This window comes from Pseudarthrobacter sp. B907, from assembly GCF_040137805.1.
Taxonomy (GTDB): Bacteria; Actinomycetota; Actinomycetes; order Actinomycetales; family Micrococcaceae; genus Arthrobacter.
The window spans coordinates 1-21,121 of sequence record NZ_JBEEQE010000013.1; the positions used below are offsets into that span (position 1 = coordinate 1).

At 68.3% G+C, this 21,121-nt stretch carries 13 protein-coding genes; 4 read left to right on the top strand and 9 right to left on the bottom strand.

Translation table 11 applies throughout. The features are described from left to right. From ABLI39_RS11990 to leuS, 6 genes are all read right to left on the bottom strand, one after another. Positions 1-1,069, bottom strand: a 1,069-nt coding sequence (locus ABLI39_RS11990) for a DUF6531 domain-containing protein (protein WP_349413658.1), incomplete at its 3' end; no start/stop codon positions are given. 133 nt (positions 1,070-1,202) lie between these two features. Continuing rightward, complete coding sequence (locus ABLI39_RS11995; RefSeq protein ID WP_349413659.1) at positions 1,203-1,484, bottom strand: pyrophosphorylase; 282 nt, start codon at positions 1,482-1,484, stop codon at positions 1,203-1,205. A gap of 245 nt (positions 1,485-1,729) precedes the next feature. Further along, positions 1,730-3,652, bottom strand: coding sequence for a ComEC/Rec2 family competence protein (locus tag ABLI39_RS12000; protein ID WP_349413660.1), 1,923 nt, complete (start codon positions 3,650-3,652; stop codon positions 1,730-1,732). Between the two features lies 1 nt (position 3,653). Continuing rightward, the gene (locus ABLI39_RS12005; RefSeq protein ID WP_349413661.1) at positions 3,654-4,535 is read right to left on the bottom strand and encodes a helix-hairpin-helix domain-containing protein; all 882 of its coding nucleotides are present in this window, start codon (positions 4,533-4,535) and stop codon (positions 3,654-3,656) included. Between the two features lie 49 nt (positions 4,536-4,584). Next, positions 4,585-5,637 carry a DegV family protein gene (locus ABLI39_RS12010; RefSeq protein ID WP_349413662.1) on the bottom strand — a complete coding sequence of 351 codons (1,053 nt, stop codon included), beginning with the start codon at positions 5,635-5,637 and terminating at the stop codon, positions 4,585-4,587. A 71-nt stretch (positions 5,638-5,708) separates the two neighbouring features. Further along, positions 5,709-8,237: a leucine--tRNA ligase gene (gene leuS / locus ABLI39_RS12015; RefSeq protein WP_349413663.1), complete on the bottom strand. Its 2,529-nt coding sequence runs from the start codon at positions 8,235-8,237 to the stop codon at positions 5,709-5,711. 739 nt (positions 8,238-8,976) lie between these two features. Here leuS and ABLI39_RS12020 point away from each other — a divergent pair. The 4 genes from ABLI39_RS12020 to ABLI39_RS12035 are packed head-to-tail and all read left to right on the top strand — an operon-like array spanning position 8,977 to position 16,702. Next, entirely contained in the window at positions 8,977-12,147 is a 3,171-nt protein-coding gene (locus ABLI39_RS12020) for an efflux RND transporter permease subunit (RefSeq protein ID WP_349413664.1), read from the top strand. Beyond that, positions 12,144-12,608: a hypothetical protein gene (locus ABLI39_RS12025; protein ID WP_349413665.1), complete on the top strand. Its 465-nt coding sequence runs from the start codon at positions 12,144-12,146 to the stop codon at positions 12,606-12,608. Before ABLI39_RS12020 ends, ABLI39_RS12025 begins: the two co-directional genes overlap by 4 nt. A 1-nt stretch (position 12,609) precedes the next feature. Continuing rightward, entirely contained in the window at positions 12,610-15,753 is a 3,144-nt protein-coding gene (locus ABLI39_RS12030) for an efflux RND transporter permease subunit (RefSeq protein ID WP_349413666.1), read from the top strand. A gap of 34 nt (positions 15,754-15,787) precedes the next feature. Next, positions 15,788-16,702 (top strand): PHD finger domain-containing protein, encoded by a 915-nt coding sequence (locus ABLI39_RS12035; protein ID WP_349413667.1) that lies wholly within the window; start codon positions 15,788-15,790, stop codon positions 16,700-16,702. A gap of 114 nt (positions 16,703-16,816) precedes the next feature. Here the strand turns inward: ABLI39_RS12035 and glpK are convergent, their stop codons facing one another. From glpK to ABLI39_RS12050, 3 genes are all read right to left on the bottom strand, one after another. Next, positions 16,817-18,331: a glycerol kinase GlpK gene (glpK, locus tag ABLI39_RS12040; protein ID WP_349413668.1), complete on the bottom strand. Its 1,515-nt coding sequence runs from the start codon at positions 18,329-18,331 to the stop codon at positions 16,817-16,819. A 57-nt stretch (positions 18,332-18,388) separates the two neighbouring features. Continuing rightward, positions 18,389-19,141, bottom strand: a complete 753-nt coding sequence (locus ABLI39_RS12045) for an MIP/aquaporin family protein (protein WP_349413669.1) — start codon at positions 19,139-19,141, stop codon at positions 18,389-18,391. A gap of 152 nt (positions 19,142-19,293) precedes the next feature. Further along, on the bottom strand, positions 19,294-21,087 hold the full coding sequence (locus tag ABLI39_RS12050; protein ID WP_349413670.1) for a glycerol-3-phosphate dehydrogenase/oxidase: 1,794 nt from the start codon (positions 21,085-21,087) through the stop codon (positions 19,294-19,296). Between the last annotated feature and the right edge of the window lie 34 nt (positions 21,088-21,121).

A 21,121-nucleotide genomic window follows, 5' to 3' on the forward strand; every position in this document is an offset into this window, starting at 1 on the left:
GCGTCTGCAGGCCCGAGGCCAGCGAGTTGTACATCCGCGACAGCACCAGGTTCGACGCCGCCCCGGCGAAACCCAGATCCGATTCCGGCTCAATGAAATTTCCTGTGGCAGTGTTCACGGGATCATTCGCGTACCCGCTGGTCGGCATCGCACCGGCCGCCATCGGCGGATCAATCACCAGCCCGGACCGGTTCGCACTCACCCCTGCGGCCACCAGGGCCTCATTCACCGCCGCGTCCGAAAGCGTCGAGACGCTGCCCTCACCGCCGGCGGCCGCAAACGCATCGGCGATGGTCACCGCCCACTTCGCATCGTTCTCGTTGGCTCTCAGGTACTCCCGGTAAGCCCTGACAACACCCGACGCCTCGATGCGCCCCCAGTAGCAGTTGGAGGCGAAGGAGGACAGCTGCCCCTCCAGGGTGCCAGGAGCCGAGGACACCCCCTCGTCCAGGCCACGCGAGTTAGCCGCGAAAGACCTCAGATTGGCAGGACGCGCCGAGGACGTCCCGCCCCCATACCCGCCGCCGGGCTGCGGGGTATCCCGGGACCCGGTAGCGGCCGCAGCCGGGGCGAACGTCGGAGCCTGACCCGGCTCCGCGTTCGGCCGCGATTCCTCACCGAAGAGCCAGTCACCGGCCTGCTCAAACACATTCCGGTTGTTGTGTTCCCGAACCCACTCGTTGTTCTTCTTCCGCCGGGCGTCCTCTTCCTGCGCGGCGTCGATCATCTGGCCCACGTAACCGGCCACCGTCCGCAGCGCCGATACCAACGCTCTCGCGTCGTTCCTCGCCGTGGCAGCGTTAGCCTCAAAAACCTCCGAAAAGTGCCCCTTGAAGTCCTCCTTCGCCGACGCGACGAACGACACCCGCGAACCCGCCTGCTCTTCAAGCCTTGAGGCCGCCGACTCGAACGCCGACCTCACCGACCCCGCCACGGTGTAGCTGAACCGCCCACCATCAGAAGCATCTGAAGCCGGCAACAACGGCATCTCAACGAACTCGGTCACAACCAAGGCCCCCCACTGGACACGAACTGGAACAACAAGAACTGGAACATCAAGAACAACCATCACGGAAGCCCAAGAAAGACCGGACCGGGCAAACCCAGGGCCGGCCGAAAGACCAAAACGGTGCAATGGCCAGGTAACCGCCCGCTCACCAGAGCGGAGCGGCTACCTGGCCCTCACAAAACCACCGGGAGGCTCAGGCGCCGCCGCCAGCGGAGAAAATGTCCTGCGAAATCTTCTGCAACTGCCCCCGCAGCTGCTCCAGCTCCTCCTTGGCCTTATCCAAGGCAGCCTTCGTCTCCGGCCACGTCGAACCCCGGAACTGCGCAGCCAAGGGACCATCCCAAATATTCGGATCCGACAAAATCTTTCCCTGCGCATCCAGCGCCGAAATCTGATCCGTGAAACCGCCGTTCACGATCGACTGCACCTGCCCGATCGCAGCCTTCGCTTGCTCAGTAGACAACACACGCGACATAGAAAATTCCTCCCCAAAAGACAACCATTTACCGCCGGCCACACACAGGCCGAGGCCCAGACCTCGCTGACGCTACCAACACCAGCCAATAAATCCAACAAAAGCAGAAACACGGTTGCGGTCCATGACCCGGGAACCCAGCTAGTCTTCCGGCCCGCCGACCAGCACAACGGCAGCCGGGGTCACGTCGCGCCAGGAGGCGGTGTTCGACGCGGCGGACCGGGCGCGGGGGGTCTGGGCAGCAGTCACAGAGGTTTCCTCCCGGAGAATCGATTGCAGACTCTAAGCCTGCCACGGCCCTGGCGGTGCACCATGCCAGGTCGTGACCCTCCCGGCGGTGCCAGCATGCCGTCACCGCGGGGCAGGATTCGGTTGAGTAGGGCCACGGTCCGGCGGTGCGCCGTGAACGCCAGGTCTACCGTTCGGGCGGGGTGGAAAAGCAACCACCACGCTGTGAAGGTGCAGGCTGCGAAGAGCGCCATGGTAGCGGCGCCAAAGGCACCTTCAGGCCATGGCAGGACGGCGCCGGGCAACCCGGCGAAGAAGCGGGCGACTGCTCCGACCCCGGCGGCGTAAGCCGCAGCGATGCCCAGCGGCACAGCGGCGAGGGCCGGGGCCAGCGGCACCAGCGGCACGGCCGCGGTCCCCAGCAGCGTGACCGGGGCGACGAGGACCGCGGCGGCCATATTGGCGGGCAGGGCGTAGCTTGAGAACTGCGGCTGCAGCAGCACGATCGCCGGTCCGCAGAAGGCCTGTGCGGACAGCGGCACAGCCAGCCCCGCGGCGAGCCAGCGCGGCACCGCTGCCGGGAACCAGGCCATGATCGGCCTGCCCGCCACCACGATGCCGAGCGTCGCCAGCACGGAGAGAAGGAATCCGAAGCTGGTGGACAGCGCCGGCTGTGCCAGCACCAGCACGATCACGGCCAGGCACAGGAAGCTCAAACCCCGTCCGGGTCGGCCGCCGGCCACGGCCAGGAGCCCGATCGCGCCCATTACGGCGGCCCGCAGGACGCTGGCGTCGGGGCCGACCATCAGGACGAACAGGCCCAGCCCAGCGATGCTGAGGACGGCCGAGAAAGCCCGGCTGAAGCGCAGGCTGCGGGCGGCCAGCATTAGGGCGCCAAGGATTAGGCTGCAGTTGGCGCCGCTCACCGCCGTCAGATGGGTCATCCCCACCGTCTTCATGGCAGCGGCGAGCTGCGGGTCCAGCGCCGCGGTGTCACCGGTCACCATGCCGGGCAGGAGCCCGCGCGCGTCGCCCGGCAGCCCGGCCGCGGCGGCGCTGAAGCCGTGCCGCAGGCCGGCGGGGGCTCGTTGCCAGCCGGCGGGCGTCGACAGCCGGACCGGGGCGGAGGAGGCGGTCAGCATTCCGGCCTCCGCTCCGCCGGCGCCGGCCGGCTTGAGCCTGCCGGTGGTCCGGATCCGCTGGCCCGGTTCGGCAGTTGCCCAGTCGTCCCCGCCCAGCACCAGCAGCGCCGTGCGGGACTCCACCCAGCGGCCGTCAAAGACCAGCACCAGGGCCGTGGCGGGGACCGCCCAGCGGGCGGTGAGTCGGGGGGCCGCCGCTCCCCCGAGCTGCCGCGGCACACCTGCGACTTCCAGTTCGGCTATCACGGAGGCGCCGCCGGCGACTGCCTCCGCGACGGCACCCTCATGCCGTTGCATGGACGCCACCGCCGCGTGGGCGGCAGTCGCGCAGGAGAGCAGCAGCGCCGCGGCCGCGGTGGCTCGCAGGCTGCGGGTGGCGGGCATGGGGCGCCCGCGCCGGTGCCGGTGCCGGTGCCAGTGCCAGTGCCAGTGCCAGTGCCAGGGTGCCAGCAGCGCCAGGGCAGCCGCCACGAGGCCGGTGCACAGGCCTGCGATCGCCGGAGGTTCCAGCCGACCGGCGGCGAGGGCCGTCCCCCAGACCAGCAGCGCCGCGGGCACCAGCCGGAGGTCGGTGCGGCGCCGCCGCCCGGGCTCGGTGGACCCGGTGCTCCGTCCTTGCTGCGCGGCCCGGACACGGTGATGGATCCAGGTCAGGGCGGCCTGTCCGGATCCTGCAGCCCGGATTCCCAGCCGCGCCCAGGCGCCCGGCGCCCCGTCTTCAGGTGCGGTGGCCGGGGCCGTGGTTGCCGCGGCCGCGTCACGGAAGGACTGCCAGCGGCGGCCCTGTTCTCCGGCCATGTCAGACCCGCACCAGCGGTAGCAGGGCCTCGAGCAGTTTAGGGCCCACCCCTTCGACGGCGTCGAGTTCCTCAACGCTGCCGAACCGGCCGTGCTGCTTGCGCCAGTCCACGATCCGCTGGGCCAGGACCGGCCCGACCCGGGGCAGCGTTGCCAACTCTTCGACGTCGGCGGTGTTGAGGTTGACCTTGGCCGGGGGGCCGGTGCCGCCCGGAGCACCCGACCCGTCGGCTCCGGCGCCGGGGACGGCGGCGTCGGCGCTGCCCCGCTCGGGGACAAGGATCTTTTGGCCGTCCTCAAGCAGGGCGGCGAGGTTGAGCCGGTCCAGGTCGGCGGTTCCCGTGCTTCCGCCGGCGGCGGTGATCGCCTCGTGGAGCCGACTGCCCGTCGGGAGCTGCACAATGCCGGGGCGCGCCACGGCACCGGCAACGTGGACCACGATCGAGCCGCCCGTCGCTGTGCCGGAGGGCTCGGCTCCGGCCGGGCCCGAGCCGTCCTGCCCGCCGGGACGCGGCTCACCAGCCCCGGCACCGGCAGGACCCGCACGGTCCTCGGCGCCTGCGCGGGACGGTTCCCCCAGGGGCTGGGCCCGGGGTGCGCCGACGGCGGCCTGCCACCAGAACCAGCCGCCCAGCAGCACCGATAGTGCCGCAAGCAACGCCGTGGCACGGCGGCCGGTCCGCCATCTGAACCTTGCGGCCGGGAGCCCCGCAGCGGCGCCCGCCTCCGGGGCTGCTGTGGTCGGTGCCACCGCCGCCGGCGCGGCGGCGAGCAAAGCGTCCTGCCGCGCCGGGCCCAGGCTGGCGGTCCAGCGGTGCCGGGCTGGGCCCGTGACCGGGTGGACTGCGCTGCGGGCTTCGACTCCCGGATCTCGGCGCGACATGGAACCCAGCCTAGGGACGGCGCCGCACCCTCGGCAGGCGCCGGATCGGCTATGTGGAAAGCGGCCTGGGGCCTCCGAGCCCCCCGGGCCCCGTGGACGCCGCGGCGGGACCGGACGCCCCCGGCAGCGGGGTGCTGCTCTCCCCCACAATCACGGCCAGCACGCCGAGTCCGGCGTGGGCCGCCAGCACGGCGGGCAGCGAACTGATCTGGGCCGGCGGGCAATCCGGAAGCATCCGTGCAAGCCGGGACGCCACTTGCTCCGCCTCGGCCCGGTTGCCGAAGTGGTGCACCGCAATCCGGGCTTCCCCGTCGGGTCTGGTCAGCGCATCCGCTGCGGCGATTTCCTCGAGCCGGGCAATGGCCCGGGCCGCGGAGCGGACCTTTTCCAGCGGCACGACTTTGCCGCCTTCGACCGCGAGTATCGGCTTGATCGAGAACATGGTCCCCCAGAGCGAGGCGGCCGCGCCGATCCGGCCGCCGCGGCGCAGCTGCTCCAGGCTCGGGACGTAGAAGTAGACCTTGGTGCGGGCCAGTCGCTCCTCGGCAAAGGCCTTGACCTCGTCGGCACTCCTGCCGTCGGCGGCCGCGACGACGGCGCTCTGCACGCCCATGCCTTGCGCCATCCCGACGGTGCGGGAATCCAGGACTTCCACCGGTATACCCACCCGGGCCGCCGCGAGGCGCGCCGAGTCGGCGGTGCCGGAGAGTTCGCCGGAAATGTGGATGGAGACCACCGCTTCGAAGCCACGGGCCGCCGCGGCGAGGTACGCCTGTTCAAACTGGCCGGGTGAGGGCCGGGAGGTCCGGACCGGAACCCCGCCGGCCAGGGCGACGGCGATGGTCTCTGCGATGTCGTCCTCGCCCTCGCCGTAGATCTCCTCGCCCACCATCACCGGCATCGGAACCACGCTGAGGCGGCCGTCGGCGGTGAAGTCGCGCACCCAGTCCGCCGGCAGGGCCGCCGCGGAGTCGGTGACCACGGCCGTGCGCACGGCCACCGCCGGCACCGGTTCAGGTACCGCTTCGGGCCGGGCGGCCTGGCGGAGCCGGATGAGGCGCTCGCGCAGCCACGGCCAGCCCGGGGGCTCACGGTCCGGCACGGGGCACCTCCTGGAAAGGGTTCCGGCCGCCGGCGAGTGCCGGCGGCCGGTTCAAACGCTGGCCTGCCCGGCTAGGCCGGGACGATGTTGACCAGTTTAGGCGCCCGCACAATCACGGTGCGGATACCCCGGCCGTCCAGCGCGCGCTGGACGTTCTCCGAGGCCAGCGCCAGTTCGCGCAGTTCGTCCTCGGAGATGCCCGGGGACACCTCGAGGCGGTCGCGCACCTTGCCCTGGACCTGGACGACGGCGGTGACCGTGTCCTGCACCAGGAGGGCTTCTTCGTGCGTGGGCCAGCCGGCATTGGCGACGGACGCCGGGTGCCCCAGCGCGTTCCACAGGTCCTCGGCCGTGTAGGGGGCGAACAGGCTCAGGATGACCGCGACGGCTTCCACCGCTTCGCGCACCGCAGGATCCGCGCCGCCGGCGCCGGCATCAATGGTCTTGCGGGTCGCGTTGACCAGCTCCATCAGCTTGGCCACGACGACGTTGAACTTGTTGGAGTCCAGCAGCGCCTCGGCATCCGCGATGGTGCGGTGCGTGACGGTGCGCAGCGCGCGGTCGCCGGTGGCGAAGTCGACGCCGGGTTCGCTCGTGACGTCCTGGCCCAGCCGCCAGGCGCGGGCCAGGAACTTCGCGGAGCCCGACGGCGAAACATCCGCCCAGTCGACGTCGTCCTCCGGCGGGGACGCGAAGATCATGGTCAGGCGCACGGCGTCGACGCCGAACTTGTCCAGCTGCTCACCCAGGTCCACGCCGTTGCCGAGGGACTTGCTCATGGCCTTGCCGCCGTTGAGTACCTGGCCCTGGTTCAGCAGCGCCCGGAACGGCTCGTCCGCCTCGATCAGGCCCAGATCGTGGATGACCTTGGTGAAGAAGCGGGCGTACAGCAGGTGCAGGATGGCGTGCTCGACGCCGCCGACGTACTGGCCCACCGGCATCCAGTCGTTGATCTTGGCCGGGTCGAACGGGCCCTCGGTGTACTCCGGCGAGACGAAGCGCAGGAAGTACCAGGACGAGTCCACGAAGGTGTCCATGGTGTCCGTGTCGCGCTTGGCCGGACCGTGGCAGCTGGGGCACTCCACGTTGACCCACGCCTCGGCGGCGGCCAGCGGGGACGTCCCCTTCGGGGACAGGTCTTCGCCGCGCAGATTCTCCGGCAGCGTAACAGGCAGCTGCTCGTCCGGGACGGGCACCTCGCCGCACGCCGGGCAGTGGATGATCGGGATCGGGGTGCCCCAGAACCGCTGACGGCTCAGCAGCCAGTCACGCAGGCGGAAGTTCACAAACTTCTCCCCGGTGCCCTGCTGCTCCAGGATCGCAATGGCCGCCGGGATGGCTTCGGCCTTGGGCAGGCCGTCCAGGGCGCCGGAGTTGATCAGCGTTCCTTCGCCGGCCGTTGCCGTGCCGGAGACCGCGGGGTCTTCCTCGCCGGTGTCCAGCACCGCCCGGACCGGCAGGTCAAAGGTCTTGGCGAAGTCCAAGTCACGCTGGTCATGGGCAGGGACTGCCATGATGGCGCCGGTGCCGTAGTCGGCCAGGACGTAGTCGGCGGCCCAGACGGGCAGCTTCTCGCCATTGAGCGGGTTGACGGCATAGCGGCCGGTAAAGACGCCGGTCTTTTCCCGTTCGGTGGACTGCCGCTCGATCTCGGAGAGCGCCTTGACCTGTTCGCGGTACGCGTCCAGGGCCTCGGCGTGTTCCTCGGTGACCAGTTCGACGGCGAGCGGCGCGTCCGCGGCCACCACAAAGAACGTCGCACCGTACAGGGTGTCCGGGCGGGTGGTGAAGACGGTGACGTCCTTGGCGGGCTTGCCGCCGTCGGCCTCGACCACGAAGGTGACGTGGGCGCCCTCGGAGCGGCCGATCCAGTTCTTCTGCATGGCCAGGACCCGCTCGGGCCAGTGCCCGCGCAGCTCGTCCATGTCGTCCAGCAGACGGTCGGCGTAGTCGGTGATCTTGAAGTACCACTGGTTCAGCGACTTTTTCGTCACGGCGGTGCCGCACCGCTCACAGGCGCCGTTGACGACCTGTTCGTTGGCCAGCACGGTCTGGTCCTTGGGGCACCAGTTGACCGGCGAGTCCTTGCGGTAGGCTAGGCCGCGCTCGTAGAAGCGCTTGAACAGCCACTGGGTCCAGCGGTAGTAGCCGGGGTCCGAGGTGTGCAGCCGGCGGGACCAGTCCGCGGAGATGGCGTAACGCTTGAACGATGCCGCCTGCGTATCGATATTGGCGTAGGTCCACTCGCTGGGGTGCGCGTTGCGCTTGATCGCGGCGTTCTCGGCCGGCAGGCCGAAGGAGTCCCAGCCGATCGGGTGCAGCACGTCATAACCCTGCTGGCGCAGGTAGCGCGCGACGACGTCGCCCATCGCGAACGCCTCGGCGTGGCCCATGTGGAGGTCGCCGGACGGGTACGGGAACATGTCCAGCACGTAGCGGCGTTCCTTCGAACCGTCATCCAGGGGCGTGAAGACCTTGAGGTCTTCCCAGACCTGCGGCCACTTGGCCTCCATGGCGGCGAAGCTGTAGGCGCCCTCTTCGGGGCCTTCGTTCGCTGCGGCTGCTGCTGTTCCGGTTTCTGTCTCCGGCTGAACGCTCACTGCTGGCCTCTTCTGTCTTTCAGGCTTGTGTTTCCAAGCGCTGGTCCTGTCAAGCTTCCGCCCCGCCGGGATGGTTTCCCGTCCCCGGCAGCTGATCTTTCGCGGCCTTCCTGCCGCCGGCCCGGGGAGCCCCAGACACACAAAAGCCCCTCGACATGGAGGGGCTGCCGCTCGGCAATCCGAGATGGAGTTCGGGATGCCGGGCGGCTAGCTAAGCAGAAGGATCGCGCGCATGGAACTACTTTAGCGCCTTCGCGCGGCGTCCGGGGCGAGGCCCGCTCGAAATTGGGCCGCACAATCCCCTCGGGCGATACCAAATTGTTATATTCCCCCGGTGAATAGGCGGTGGTACTTACGCCGATATCGGGCCCCCGGACTCCCGTAGCGTAGAAATACGCAACGAGTAATACAACTCTAAAGACAAGTAGCCGGCCGTCAGTTTATGGGTATTGATTCGGTCCTCGGCAAGTAGTTTTTCGGCGGCCGGGAAAGGTACCCGCAGCGGGCGCCACTGAGGCATGATACGGGCGTTTTTGGGGACTGGGCGGGGGAAATCCTGAGAGGTTGCTAAAAGTTTCGAACAGGGACACTATGCACTCAAGATCTCGGGGGGGATTCGTAAATGGTCTCGGGTTGAGGAGCCTGATATGTATCGTTTGCGTGCGTCTGCCCTGCCACAATTCGCTAAACTGCCACCGCGCTCCCGCGCGGCCGGCAGCCGCCCGGAAAAGGTCTAGCCATGTTCGGCTGGATTACCCGGTTCAGTATGCAGTTCCGCATCCTGGTTCTGGCTCTCGCAGCCGGGCTTGTCACCTTCGGCGTTGTCAATGTGCCCCGGATGGCTGTGGACAGCATGCCCGAGTTCGCCCCCGCGCAGGTCGAAATCCAGACCGAGGCCCTGGGCCTCTCCGCTGTTGAAGTCGAACAGCTCATCACCTCACCGATGGAAGCCGACCTCCTCAACGGGGTGGCCTGGCTGGACGAAATCCGCTCGAAATCGGTTCCGGGCCTGTCCTCCATCGAACTCGTCTTCCAGCCGGGCACCGACCTGCTCAGGGCCCGGCAGCTCGTGGCGGAACGGATGACCCAGGCACACGCCCTGCCGAACGTGTCGTCCCCGCCGCTGATCATGCAGCCGATGTCATCGACCAGCCGCGTGATGATGGTCCGGATGAGCTCCAAGCAGCTCTCAGGCATCGAAATGTCCGTCCTGGCCCGGTGGAAGATCAAGCCGCGGCTGATCGGCATCCCGGGGGTGGCGAACGTGGCCATCTGGGGCCAGCGCGAACAGCAGCTGCAGGTGGAGGTTACCCCCACCCAGTTGCAGGAGAAGGGCATCACGCTGGAGCAGGTGATCAAATCCACCGGCAACGCCGTCTGGGTTTCGCCGCTGAGCTTCCTTGAAGCGTCCACGCCGGGCACCGGCGGCTTCGTTGAGTCCCCCAGCCAGCGACTCGGCATCCAGCACGTCCTGCCGATCCGCACCCCGGCGGACCTCTCCAAGGTCAGCGTCGAGGACACCAACCCGCGGTTGCTCCTCGGGGACATTGCCAAGGTCCGCGAGGACCACCAGCCGCTGATCGGCGACGCGGTGGTCGGACAGGATCCGGGCCTGCTGCTGGTGATCGAGAAGTTCCCGGGGACCAGCGCGCTCGAAGTCACCAAGGACATTGAAGCGGCTCTGAAAGACCTCGAACCGGGCCTCGCCGGCGTCCAGATGGACACCTCGGTGTTCCGCCCGGCGGCGGCACTGCAGGACTCGGTGGACGGCCTGGCGCTCGCGCTGCTGTTCAGCCTGCTGATCGCCGTTGCCCTGTTCTGGCTGTTGTTCCGCTCCTGGCGGGTGGCCGTGATCGGCCTGGTTGCCCTGGCCACCTCGGTGACGACGGCAGCCGTGGTCCTGCAGCTGCAGGGGGCCACTTTGAACGTGGCGGTCCTGGTCGGTATCTTCCTGGCCGTCGCCCTGATTGTGGGCGACATCATCGAGGATGTGCAGGCCCAGCGCCGGCGCCGGGCCGACTACGACGGTTCTTCCGACCCTGCCGCGGACTTCCGCTCACGGATCGGGTACGCCGTCCACAGCGTGCGCACCCCGCTGTTCCACGCCTCGCTCATCATGCTGATCCCCCTGGTACCGTTGCTCTTCGCCTCCGGGATCGGCGGGGCGTTCTTCCGTCCGCTGATCTGGGCCCTGGTGCTGGCCCTGCTTGCCTCGCTGATCGTAGGCCTCGCCGTCACACCCGTGCTGGTGCACCTGCTCCTGCCCCGTGACGCGTCCTTCCGGCGGGAATCGGCGGGATTTGACCGGGCCCGCGCCTCCTACCAGCGCACCCTGACGGCAGCCCGCTCCCGCACGGCCCTCGGCATCGCTGCCGTCGCCGTCGTCGGCGTGCTGGGCCTGGCGGCCGCATCCCAGCTGGTTGGCAACCGCCCTGTGGTTCCGACGCTGCCGGACAGGACCCTGCTGGTCCAGTGGGACGCCATGGCGGGCACCTCCAACGCGGAAGTCACCCGGATCGCAGCGCGCGCCTCGGACGAACTCCGGACGGTGCCTGGCGTATCAGGGGTCGGCGGGCACGTCGGCCGGGCGATCGCCGCGGACCAGGTGGTCGGCAACAGTTCCGCGGAACTGTGGGTGTCCATCGCGGCGGACGCGGACTACGCGGCAACCGAAAGCGCCGTCCGTGAAGTCGTCAAGGGCTACCCGGGCATCGCGAACAACGTCGTCAACTACTCCCAGCAGCAGATCGGCGAACTCCGCAGCACCCTGGACCCGGGCTTCGCGGTCCGCGTCTACGGCACGGACATGACCGTGTTGCAGCAGAAGGCCGAGGAAGTCCGGAAGGCAATCGCCGGCGTCAGCGGCGTGGGAAACCCCCGGGTCAACTCGACGCCCAAGACGCCCATCGTGGAGGTCGAAGTCAACCTGGAGGCGGCCCAGAAGGTCGGCATTAAACCAGGTGACGCCCGGCGCGCCGCGGCAGCCCTGATGCAGGGCATCGTCGTTGGCAACCTCTTCGAACAGCAGAAGGTGTTCGAGGTTGTGGTCCGGGGCGCCGTCGATGTCCGGGACGACCTGACCAGCGTGCGGGACCTGCTGCTGGACTCCCCCGACGGCGGCCACGTCAAGCTCGGCGACATCGCCGCGGTGCGGCTGGTTCCCAACGAGGTGGTGATCATGCACGATGACACCTCGCGGAGGATCGACGTGATCGCGGACGTCAGCGGCCGTCCCCTCGCGGACATCCAGCGGGACATCAACGATGCCGTCCGGAAGATCGAGTTCCCGCTCGAGTATCACGCCGAGATCCCGACCAAGTACAGCGAGAACCAGGCGGCCGACACCATGGTGGTCGGTCTGGCCATCGCAGCCTTCCTGGCCGTGCTGATCCTCCTGCAGACGGCGCTGCGGAGCTGGAAGCTCGCCCTCGCGGTCTTCCTGTCCCTGCCGGCGGCCCTGGCCGGCGGCACCGTGGCGGCATGGCTGTCCGGGGCGGTGAATTCGCAGATTGTGCTGACGGCGTTCGCGGCGGTCCTGGCCATCACGGCCCGGAACGCGGCGCTGCTCTCGGCGCGCTGCGACGAACTGTGGCGGGAAGATCCGGCAGCCTCCCGGGCGGCGGTTGTGATGGCGGCAGCCCGCGACCGGATCTCCCCGGTTCTCAAGACCGCCCTGATCACCGTTCTGGTGCTGATCCCGCCGGCTGTCTTCGGCGGAGTCATCGGCCAGACCGTCCTGGGCCCGATGCTGCTGATCATCGTCGGCGGCCTCGTCACCGCGACGCTCTGTGCGCTCTTTGTGTTCCCGCTCCTGGTGTTCTGGTTCGGCCCGAAGGAAGGGCCCGAGGAATGGGAATCCGTCAATGAATCCGAAGTTCCCGTAATGCAGGAAAAGGTGGAAGTAAAATGACCAGCCAAAAGCCCCTCCGGCGTCAGCCCCTGGCGGCCGCTGTCTGTGCAGCACTCCTGAGTTCCCTGCCTGCCTGCGCGGCGACTCCGGCGGCCAGCAGTTCCTCGGTCCAACTGGCCAACGACCCGGCCAAGGTGGAGAAGAACGCCACCACGGGAATCGCCAAGATCACCCTCAATGCCCGCGCTGTGCAGCGGCTTGAGCTGAAGACGGACACGGTCAAGCCGGGAGCGACCGGCACCGAGGTGCTGCTTCCGTACGCGTCCCTGCTCTACGACGCGAGCGGCAAGACCTGGGTGTACACGAATCCGGAGGAACGTGTCTACCAGCGCCAGGCGGTCACGGTCGCGAAGGTCGAAGCCGGCGTCGTGACCGCCACCGCCGGCCCGCCGGCGGGCACCGCCATCGTCACCGTCGGCGCGGCAGAACTGTTCGGCGCAGAGTTCGATACGGCGCACTGACATGCGCCGGATCATTGCGACGAGCCTAAGGTTCCGGTCCATCATCGTTGCGATGGCCGCTGCCTTGATGATCGTAGGCAGTGCCCAGCTCAGCACAGCCTCGGTGGACGTGTTCCCCGAATTCGCGCCGCCCAAGGTCGAGGTGCAGACCGCGTGTCTGGGCCTGACGGCGTCCGAGGTCGAGGAACTCGTCTCTGTCCCGATGGAGGAGGCGTTCAACGGGATCGACGGCCTGGACCACATGCGGTCCAAGTCAGTGTCCCAACTCTCCTCCATCGTGCTCGAGTTCAAACCCGGGACCGATGTCCTCAACGCCCGGCAGATGGTGTCCGAGCGGATGGCGACCGTCATCCCGACGCTGCCCACCTGGGCGGCGCCGCCGGTGATGCTCCAGCCGCTGTCCTCGACGAGCCGGGTCATGAAGATCGGGTTGTCCTCGGACACGCGCTCGCTGATCGAAATGTCGATGATCTCCTACTGGAACATCCGGGCCCACCTGCTGCGGGTACCGGGCGTGGCCAACGTGGCCATCTGGGGTGAGCGCCTGCAGATGTTGCAGGTCCAGGTGGATCCGGCCAAGCTGGCCGCCCACGACGTCACGCTGGAAAACGTGATGAACTCCACCTCGGACGCTTTGGACGCCGGGCTGCTCAAGTACTCCCCCGGCGCCCTGATCGGCACCGGCGGCGCACTCGAGACGCCGAGCCAGAGCCTGAGCATCCGCCACGTCCAGCCGATCACCGGTCCGCAACAACTGGCCCAGGTCGCGCTGGAACAGCGTGAGGGGCAGGAACCGCTGCGCCTCGCCGACGTTGCCACCGTTGTCGAGGACCACCAGCAGCTGATCGGCGACGCCGTCATCAACGGCGGACCCGGCCTGATGCTGATCGTGGAGAAGCTCCCCTGGGGCAACACGCTGGAGGTCACCCGCGGCGTGGAGGAGGCCCTGAAGGAGCTCCAGCCAGGCCTGACCGGCATCGCGGTGGACACCACGCTGTTCCGGCCGGCGACCTTCATCGAGGAATCCCTGGGCAACCTCAGCGTGGCGCTGCTGCTGGGCTGCCTGCTCGTGATCCTGGTCCTCAGCGTGTTCCTGTTCCAGTGGCGCACCGCGCTGGTCAGCGTGGCGGCCATCCCGCTCTCGCTACTCACGGCGGCCCTGGTCCTCTACTGGACAGGAGGCACGGTCAACACGATGGTGCTAGCGGGATTGGTGATCGCCGTCGGGGTGGTGGTGGACGATGCCATTATCGACGTCGAAAACATCGTCCGCCGGCTCCGCCAGCACCGGGCTGCCGGCGGCACCGACAGCGCGGCGCGGGTGGTGGTCAACGCCTCCCTGGAGGTCCGCGGCCCGATTGTCTACGCGACCCTGATCATCGTCGCGGCCACCGTGCCGATCTTCTTCCTGGACGGCCTCACCGGATCCTTCTTCCGCCCGCTAGCCATCTCCTACACCCTGGCCGTGTTCGCGTCCATGCTGGTGGCCCTGACCGTTACCCCGGCCATGGCGTACATCTTCCTGCGCAACGCGAAGCTTGAGGACCGCGACCCGCCCCTGGTTCGGGTCCTCAAGCGCTGGTACGGCGCCGGGCTCCGGCCCATCGTCCGCCGCCCGCTCCCGGGCTACCTGTCGCTGGCCGCGCTGGGTGTGGTGGGCATTGTGGCCGCGCCCCTCCTGGGCCAGTCGCTGCTCCCGTCCTTCAAGGAACGCGACTTCCTGATGCACTGGGTCACCCAGCCGGGAACGTCGAATTCCGAGGAGGTCCGGGTCAGCCAGTTGGCCTGCAAGGAGCTGATGACGGTGCCCGGGGTGCGCAACTGCGGATCCCACATCGGGCAGGCGTTTGCGGCCGATGAAGTCGTCGGCGTCAACTTCGGCGAAAACTGGATCAGCATCGATCCCGCGGCGGACTACGGCAAGACCCTCGCCTCGGTCCAGGAACTGGTGGACGGCTACCCCGGCATCCACCGGGACGTCCAAACCTACCTCAAGGAACGCGTCCGGGAAGTGCTCACCGGCACCGGCTACGCCGTTGTCGTCCGGGTGTACGGCGACGACCTCGCAGTTCTCCGGAAGGAAGCGGACAAGGTCAAGAAAATCCTCGGCGGAATCGAGGGTGCCGTCGGCGCGAAGATTGCGCTGCAGGTGGACGTGCCGCAGATCGACGTCGAAGTGAACCTGGCCGCCGCCAACCAGTACGGGCTCAAGCCGGGTGACGTGCGGCGTGCCGCGGCCACCCTGGTCGCCGGCGAGGAGGTCGGCGACGTCTACCGCGACGGCAAAGCCTACGACGTGCAGGTCTGGAGCCCGCCGGAGACGCGCACCAGCGTCACCAGCATCGAGAACCTGCAGATGGACACCCCGAGCGGGCAGCGGATCAAGCTCGCCGACGTGGCCAAGATCTCGGTCAAGCCGACCCCGAACGTGATCGAGCGTTCGGAGGGCTCACGCCGGCTCGATGTCAGTGCCAACGTCAAGGAGGGCGACCTGGTCAAGGTCGTGGAGGAACTGAAGGGCAACCTCGAAACCGTGGAGTTCCCGACCGGCTACCACGCCGACGTCCTCGGTGAGTACGCGGAACGGCAGGCCGCCTCCCAGCGCCTGCTGGTCTTCTCGGTGGGCGCCATCGCGGTGATCTTCCTGCTGCTGCAGGCGGCTTTCCGCAGCTGGCGGCTGGCGACCCTGGTGATCCTGACCCTGCCGGTGGCCCTGGTGGGCGGTGTCCTCGCAGCGCACCTCAGCGGCGGGATCCTGTCCCTGGGCTCGCTGGTTGGCTTCCTCACGGTGATGGGCATTGCCGCCCGCAACGGCATCCTGCTGATCAACCACTGCCAGCACCTCGAACAATTCGAGGGCGTGCGGTTCGGCCCCGGACTGGTGCTGCGCGGCGCCGCCGAGCGGTTGTCCCCGATCCTGATGACCACCCTGGCCACGGCCCTGGCCCTCGTGCCGCTGGTGGTCATGGGCAACATTCCGGGGCATGAGATCGAGCACCCCATGGCCGTCGTCATCCTCGGCGGCCTGGTCACCTCGACCCTGGTGAACCTGTTTATCGTCCCCTCGCTCTACCTGCGGTTCGCCAAGGGCCGCGCGGAGCGCGAGCACGGGCTCCATGCGGCCCAGCCGGCCACCGCCGGCTAGCCGCGGCACACAACCCCAAAGAGAGGCGTGTTTCATGATTCAGCGACGAAGGCGGTTCACCGCCTACGGCTCGGCTGCCCTGCTGGTGCTGGCGACGTTCACCGCGACGTCGGCACCGGCGGCCGCCGCCGCGCCGTCGGGCCAGGAGCTCTGCGGGCCGGGGTCGGCGATCAGGTTCGACCGGGACGATTATCCGTCGTCGCCGCGGATCGACAATAAGTGGTTCCCGCTGGTCCCCGGCATGCAATTCACCACAACAGGGACGGTCACGGACGCCGGGGGCACAAGCGCCCACACCGTGGTCCACACGGTCACCGGCCTGACCAAGGTGATCGACGGCGTCAAGACCCTCGTGATGTGGGACCGGGACTACTCCGACGGCGAGCTCACCGAGTCCGAACTCGCGTTCTTTGCCCAGTCGGACAAGGGCGACGTCTGGTTGTTCGGCGAATACCCCGAGGAATACGAAAACGGAACATTCGTCGGTGCGCCCAGCACCTTCATCAGCGGCATCCAGCGGGCACAGGCCGGCATCGCGATGCAGGCGGAACCGCACCGCAACACCCCCGCCTACGTGCAGGCCTACGCACCGAAGGTGGACTTCCTGGACTGCGGGGACGTGCTGTACAAAAACCTGCGGGTCTGCGTCCCGACGGGCTGCTACAACGATGTGATGGTGATCGACGAGTTCAACCCGCTGGATCCGCCGAGCGCGGGCCACCAGCGGAAGTACTACGCCCCCGGCATCGGGCTCGTGAAGGTCACGGCTTCCGGCGGTGACAGCCAGGAGTTCATGGACCTCGTCAAGATCAAGAAGCTCAGCCGCGCCGAACTCGAGCATGTGAACGCCCAGGCACTCGCCCTGGACGGGCGGGGCTACACCGTGAGCAAGGACGTCTACGCCAAGACGCCGCGCGCCGTCGTCGCGTATCCGCGTACCGGCTCCTGACGGGCGCGGCCCGCAGCCGGCACCGGCCCGCGGTTCCCGCCCCACACGGAAGAGCTCCGGTCAGCCTGGCTGACCGGAGCTCTTCCGTGCTGCGGGTGACCGCCGGGAGGAAGGCTACTTCACGTCCTCGTCGACCCAGTCCATGGACTTGGTGACGGCCTTCTTCCAGAGACGCATCTGGCGCTCGCGTTCAGCCTGGTCCATCTTCGGTTCCCAGCGCTTATCCTCGGACCAGTTGGCCGAGCACTCGCCCAGGTCCTTCCAGAAGCCGACGGCGAGGCCGGCCGCGTAGGCGGCGCCGAGCGAGGTCGTCTCGACCACCTTCGGCCGGATCACCGGGACACCCAGGATGTCGGCCTGGAACTGCATCAGGGCGTCGTTGGCGACCATGCCGCCGTCGACCTTGAGCTCGGTCAGCGGCACACCGGAGTCGGCGTTGACGGCGTCGAGCACCTCGCGGGTCTGGAAGGCGGTGGCCTCCAGGGCCGCGCGGGCGATGTGGTTCTTGTTCACGAACCGGGTGAGGCCGACGATCGCGCCGCGGGCGTCGGAACGCCAGTACGGGGCGAACAGGCCGGAGAATGCCGGCACGATGTACACGCCGCCGTTGTCCTCGACCGACGCCGCCAGTGCCTCCACTTCCGGGGCGCTGCCGATCATGCCGAGGTTGTCGCGCAGCCACTGCACCAGGGATCCGGTGACGGCGATGGAGCCTTCCAGGGCGTAGTGCGGGGCGGCGTCGCCGAGCTTGTAGCCGACCGTAGTCAGCAGCCCGTTCTTGGAGTGGACGATCTCCTCACCGGTGTTGAAGATGAGGAAGCAGCCCGTGCCGTAGGTGTTCTTGGCCTCGCCGGCGTCGAACGCGGCCTGGCCGAACGTCGCCGCCTGCTGGTCGCCGAGGATGCCGGCCACCGGCACCTCGCGCAGCAGCTGCGACGTGTGGACGGTGCCGTAGACCTCGGAGGAGGACTTGATGGCCGGCATCATCGAGGCCGGGACACCGAAGGCGTCCAGGATTTCCTGGTCCCAGGACAGCGTCTCGAGGTCCATGAACATGGTCCGCGAGGCGTTGGTGACGTCCGTGACGTGCACGCCGCCGTCGGTCCCGCCGGTGAGGTTCCAGAGCACCCAGCAGTCGGTGTTGCCGAAGACCAGGTCCCCGGCCTCGGCCTTGGCGCGGGCGCCCTCGACGTTGTCCAGGATCCACTTAATCTTGGTGCCGGAGAAGTAGGTTGCCAGCGGCAGTCCCACCTTCTGCTTGAAGCGCTCCGGGCCGCCGTCCTTGGCCAGCTCGTCGACGATCGACTGGGTGCGGGTGTCCTGCCAGACGATCGCGTTGTACACCGCCTTGCCGGTGGTCTTGTCCCAGACCACCGCGGTTTCGCGCTGGTTCGTGATGCCGACCGCGGCAATGTCGTGGCGGGTCAGGTTGGCCTTGGACAGTGCGGAGGCGATGACCTCGCGGGTGTTGTTCCAGATCTCGGCGGGGTCGTGTTCCACCCAGCCGGCCTGCGGGAAGATCTGTTCGTGTTCCATCTGGCCGGAGGAAACGATGTTGCCGCTGTGGTCGAACACGATGGCGCGGGTGCTCGTGGTTCCCTGGTCAATGGCGATTACATACTGGTTCATGCTGACGTCCTTGTCGGTTGGGCCTGCGGTTGAAATTGATGCGTACGGCTGTGATTCCTAGGAGGCTGCGGCGGTCGCGATGATCGGCACCACGGCTGCCACGATGCCGGCGAGTCCGCCGCCGACGAGCGGTCCGACCACCGGGATCCACGAGTAGCTCCAGTCGGAGGAACCCTTGCCCTTGATCGGCAGCAGGGCGTGGGCGATGCGCGGGCCCAGGTCACGGGCGGGGTTGATGGCGTAGCCGGTGGGGCCGCCGAGGGAGACACCGATGCCGACGACCAGCAGGGCCACGGCCAGCGGGCCCAGCCCGGAGGGGGTCCCGCCGAAGGTCAGGATGACGAACACGAGGACAAAGGTGCCGATGATTTCCGTGACCAGGTTCCACGGGGTGGAGCGGATGGCCGGGCCGGTGGAGAAGACGCCCAGCTTGCTGGCAGGCTCGGGTTCGACGTCGAAGTGCTGCTTGTGTGCCAGCCACATCACGACGGCGCCCAGGAACGCCCCGAGCAGTTCACCGCCGAAGTAGGTCAGGGTGGAGCCGAAGTCGACCGCGACCCCGGGGGCGTACTCCTTCTTGCCGTTGAGCAGCAGCCCGAAGGTCACGGCGGGGTTCAGGTGCGCGCCCGACTTGGCGGCGACGTAGACACCGGAGAAGACGGCAATGCCCCATCCCCAGGTGACCATCAGGAACCCGCCGTTGTTGCCCTTGGTGCCTTTGAGCGCGACGTTGGCCACAACGCCGCAACCCAGCAGGGTCAGCATTGCGGTGCCGAATACTTCGGACAGGAAAACTATTCCAAGAGACATCTTTGACTCCTCTATTTTCTGTTGTCAGCCCTTCGCGAGTTTGAAGGGCCGTTGGGCCGGCAGCGGTTTCGCGCTGCCGGCCGGCCACTGCCGGGCCCGCCAGGGGCCCTGCAGTCTTTGCGCCCGGACAAACCCGTCCGGACACGCAAGCTTTAGGCGACCAGGCTGTGGACCTGGACACCGTGGAACCATTCGAGCACCTCCTGGGCGTGGTGGATCTCGGCGGTCCGTGCCGCGGCGTCCCAGCCCAGCGGGCCGGACAGGACCTCGGCTACCTCGTTCAGCAGTTCCCCGGTCACCAGGCCGCGGAAGGCGAGCGACGTGCGGCGGATGAGCACGTCAATCAGGTGGCCGAGCTGTTCGTTCTGTGCCATGTACTCCAGTTCCCGCACACTCAGTTCGCGGGTGGAGTGCAGCAGCCGGTCTTCCCCGGCGTCGAGGTAGGCCATCACGTCCGCGGCGCGCGTTCCGTAGCGGGTCAGCAGGACCGCGGTCCGGTCCGCGTCACGGCCGGGGCCCATGTGGGCCTTGATCCAGCGCTGAACGCCATCCTCGGTGCCCGGGAACCCGGCGCCGCCACCGATGGCGAGCTTGGCCGTCGAGACTTTCCGCTCCAGGCCGAGCTCGGCCAGCACGTCGTTGCTCAGGTGCTCGGCGAGGGCCCGGAAGGTGGTCCACTTACCGCCCACGAGGCTGAGCACGACGGGGCCGCCGGCCTCGCGCTGCGCCGAACCCTTGGCCGGGCCGCGGCGTTCGATCCGGTAGTCGCGGCTGACAAAGCCGGGCTGCGTGGCGTCGTGCTTCGGCAGGGGACGGACGCCGGAGAAGGTGTAAACGATCTGCTCCCGGTCCACCCTGATTTCGGGGAAAACGTGGCCGATCAGGTCGAAGAAGTAGTCGATCTCGGCGTCGGTGCAAATGGCGTCCTCGGCCATGTCGGCGTCGACGTCGGTGGTGCCGACGAGGACGCGGTCACCCATCGGGTAGATCAGCACGATCCGGCCGTCCGTGTGCTCGAAGAAGATCTCCCGGCCCTGGCAGGCTTCGAGGAGTTCCGGGTGGTCCAGCACGATGTGCGAGCCCTTGGTGCCACCCATAAAGGCCGAGGCGGCTCCCATGGCCTGGTTGGTCAGGTCCACCCAGGCGCCGGTGGTGTTGACCACAACGTCGGCGCTGAAGTCGAAGACCTCCCCGGTCAGTTCGTCGCGGAGCTGGACCGTGCCGGAGCCTGCGGCCTCCCCCGCCCCGTTCATGGAGACGAGGGACAGGTAGTTGCTGGCGCGGGCACCGTTGCCGCCCGCCTCGCCGGCCTTCTCGCCGTCCTGGAGGACGTCCAGGGTGAGCCGCTCCGGATTGTGCACGGACGCGTCAAAGTAGGTCGCCGCGTATTTGATGCCCGGGTGCAGCCGCGGCAGCTCGGCGAGGGCGCGTTTGCGGCCGCGGAACTGGTGGCGCGGCACGGTGCCGCCGTCGCGGGAGAAGAAGTCGTACATGCTCAGGCCGAGCTTGATCAGGAAGGCGCCGCGTTCCGTGGGCGCGCCCTGCTGCTTGTGGGTCAGGAACCGCAGCGGCGCGGCGAGGATGCCGGAGAAGGTGCTGAAGATCGGGATGGTGGTCTGGAGCGGCTTCACGTAGTGCGGCGCGATGCGCAGCAGCCGGTTGCGTTCGACCACGGATTCCTGGACGAGGCGGAACTCGCCGTTTTCGAGGTACCTGATGCCGCCGTGGATCATGTGCGAGGAGGCGCCGCTGGCGCCCTGGCAGAAGTCGCCGCGTTCCACGAGGGCCACGTCCACGCCCTGCAGGGCCAGGTCACGGAAGGTCCCGACTCCGTTGATGCCGCCGCCGATGATGAGCACCTGCGCGTGCGGCCGGTTCCGCAACTGCTGCACGGATGTGCGCCCGCTGCTCGACGCCGGATGGCCGGATGAAACCTTGTTTCCCAAAACTGCTCCTTGGGGCTTGGTACTGCGCGGCGCG

Excerpts from the sequence above, each read along its gene's own strand:
- ABLI39_RS12035 (WP_349413667.1), top strand. The coding sequence starts at position 15,788 with ATGATTCAGCGACGAAGGCGGTTCACCGCCTACGGCTCGGCTGCCCTG.
- ABLI39_RS11995 (WP_349413659.1), bottom strand. The coding sequence starts at position 1,484 with ATGTCGCGTGTGTTGTCTACTGAGCAAGCGAAGGCTGCGATCGGGCAG.
- ABLI39_RS12025 (WP_349413665.1), top strand. The coding sequence starts at position 12,144 with ATGACCAGCCAAAAGCCCCTCCGGCGTCAGCCCCTGGCGGCCGCTGTC.
- ABLI39_RS12000 (WP_349413660.1), bottom strand. The coding sequence starts at position 3,652 with ATGGCCGGAGAACAGGGCCGCCGCTGGCAGTCCTTCCGTGACGCGGCC.
- ABLI39_RS12030 (WP_349413666.1), top strand. The coding sequence starts at position 12,610 with ATGCGCCGGATCATTGCGACGAGCCTAAGGTTCCGGTCCATCATCGTT.
- ABLI39_RS12045 (WP_349413669.1), bottom strand. The coding sequence starts at position 19,141 with ATGTCTCTTGGAATAGTTTTCCTGTCCGAAGTATTCGGCACCGCAATG.
- ABLI39_RS12005 (WP_349413661.1), bottom strand. The coding sequence starts at position 4,535 with ATGTCGCGCCGAGATCCGGGAGTCGAAGCCCGCAGCGCAGTCCACCCG.
- glpK (WP_349413668.1), bottom strand. The coding sequence starts at position 18,331 with ATGAACCAGTATGTAATCGCCATTGACCAGGGAACCACGAGCACCCGC.
- ABLI39_RS12020 (WP_349413664.1), top strand. The coding sequence starts at position 8,977 with ATGTTCGGCTGGATTACCCGGTTCAGTATGCAGTTCCGCATCCTGGTT.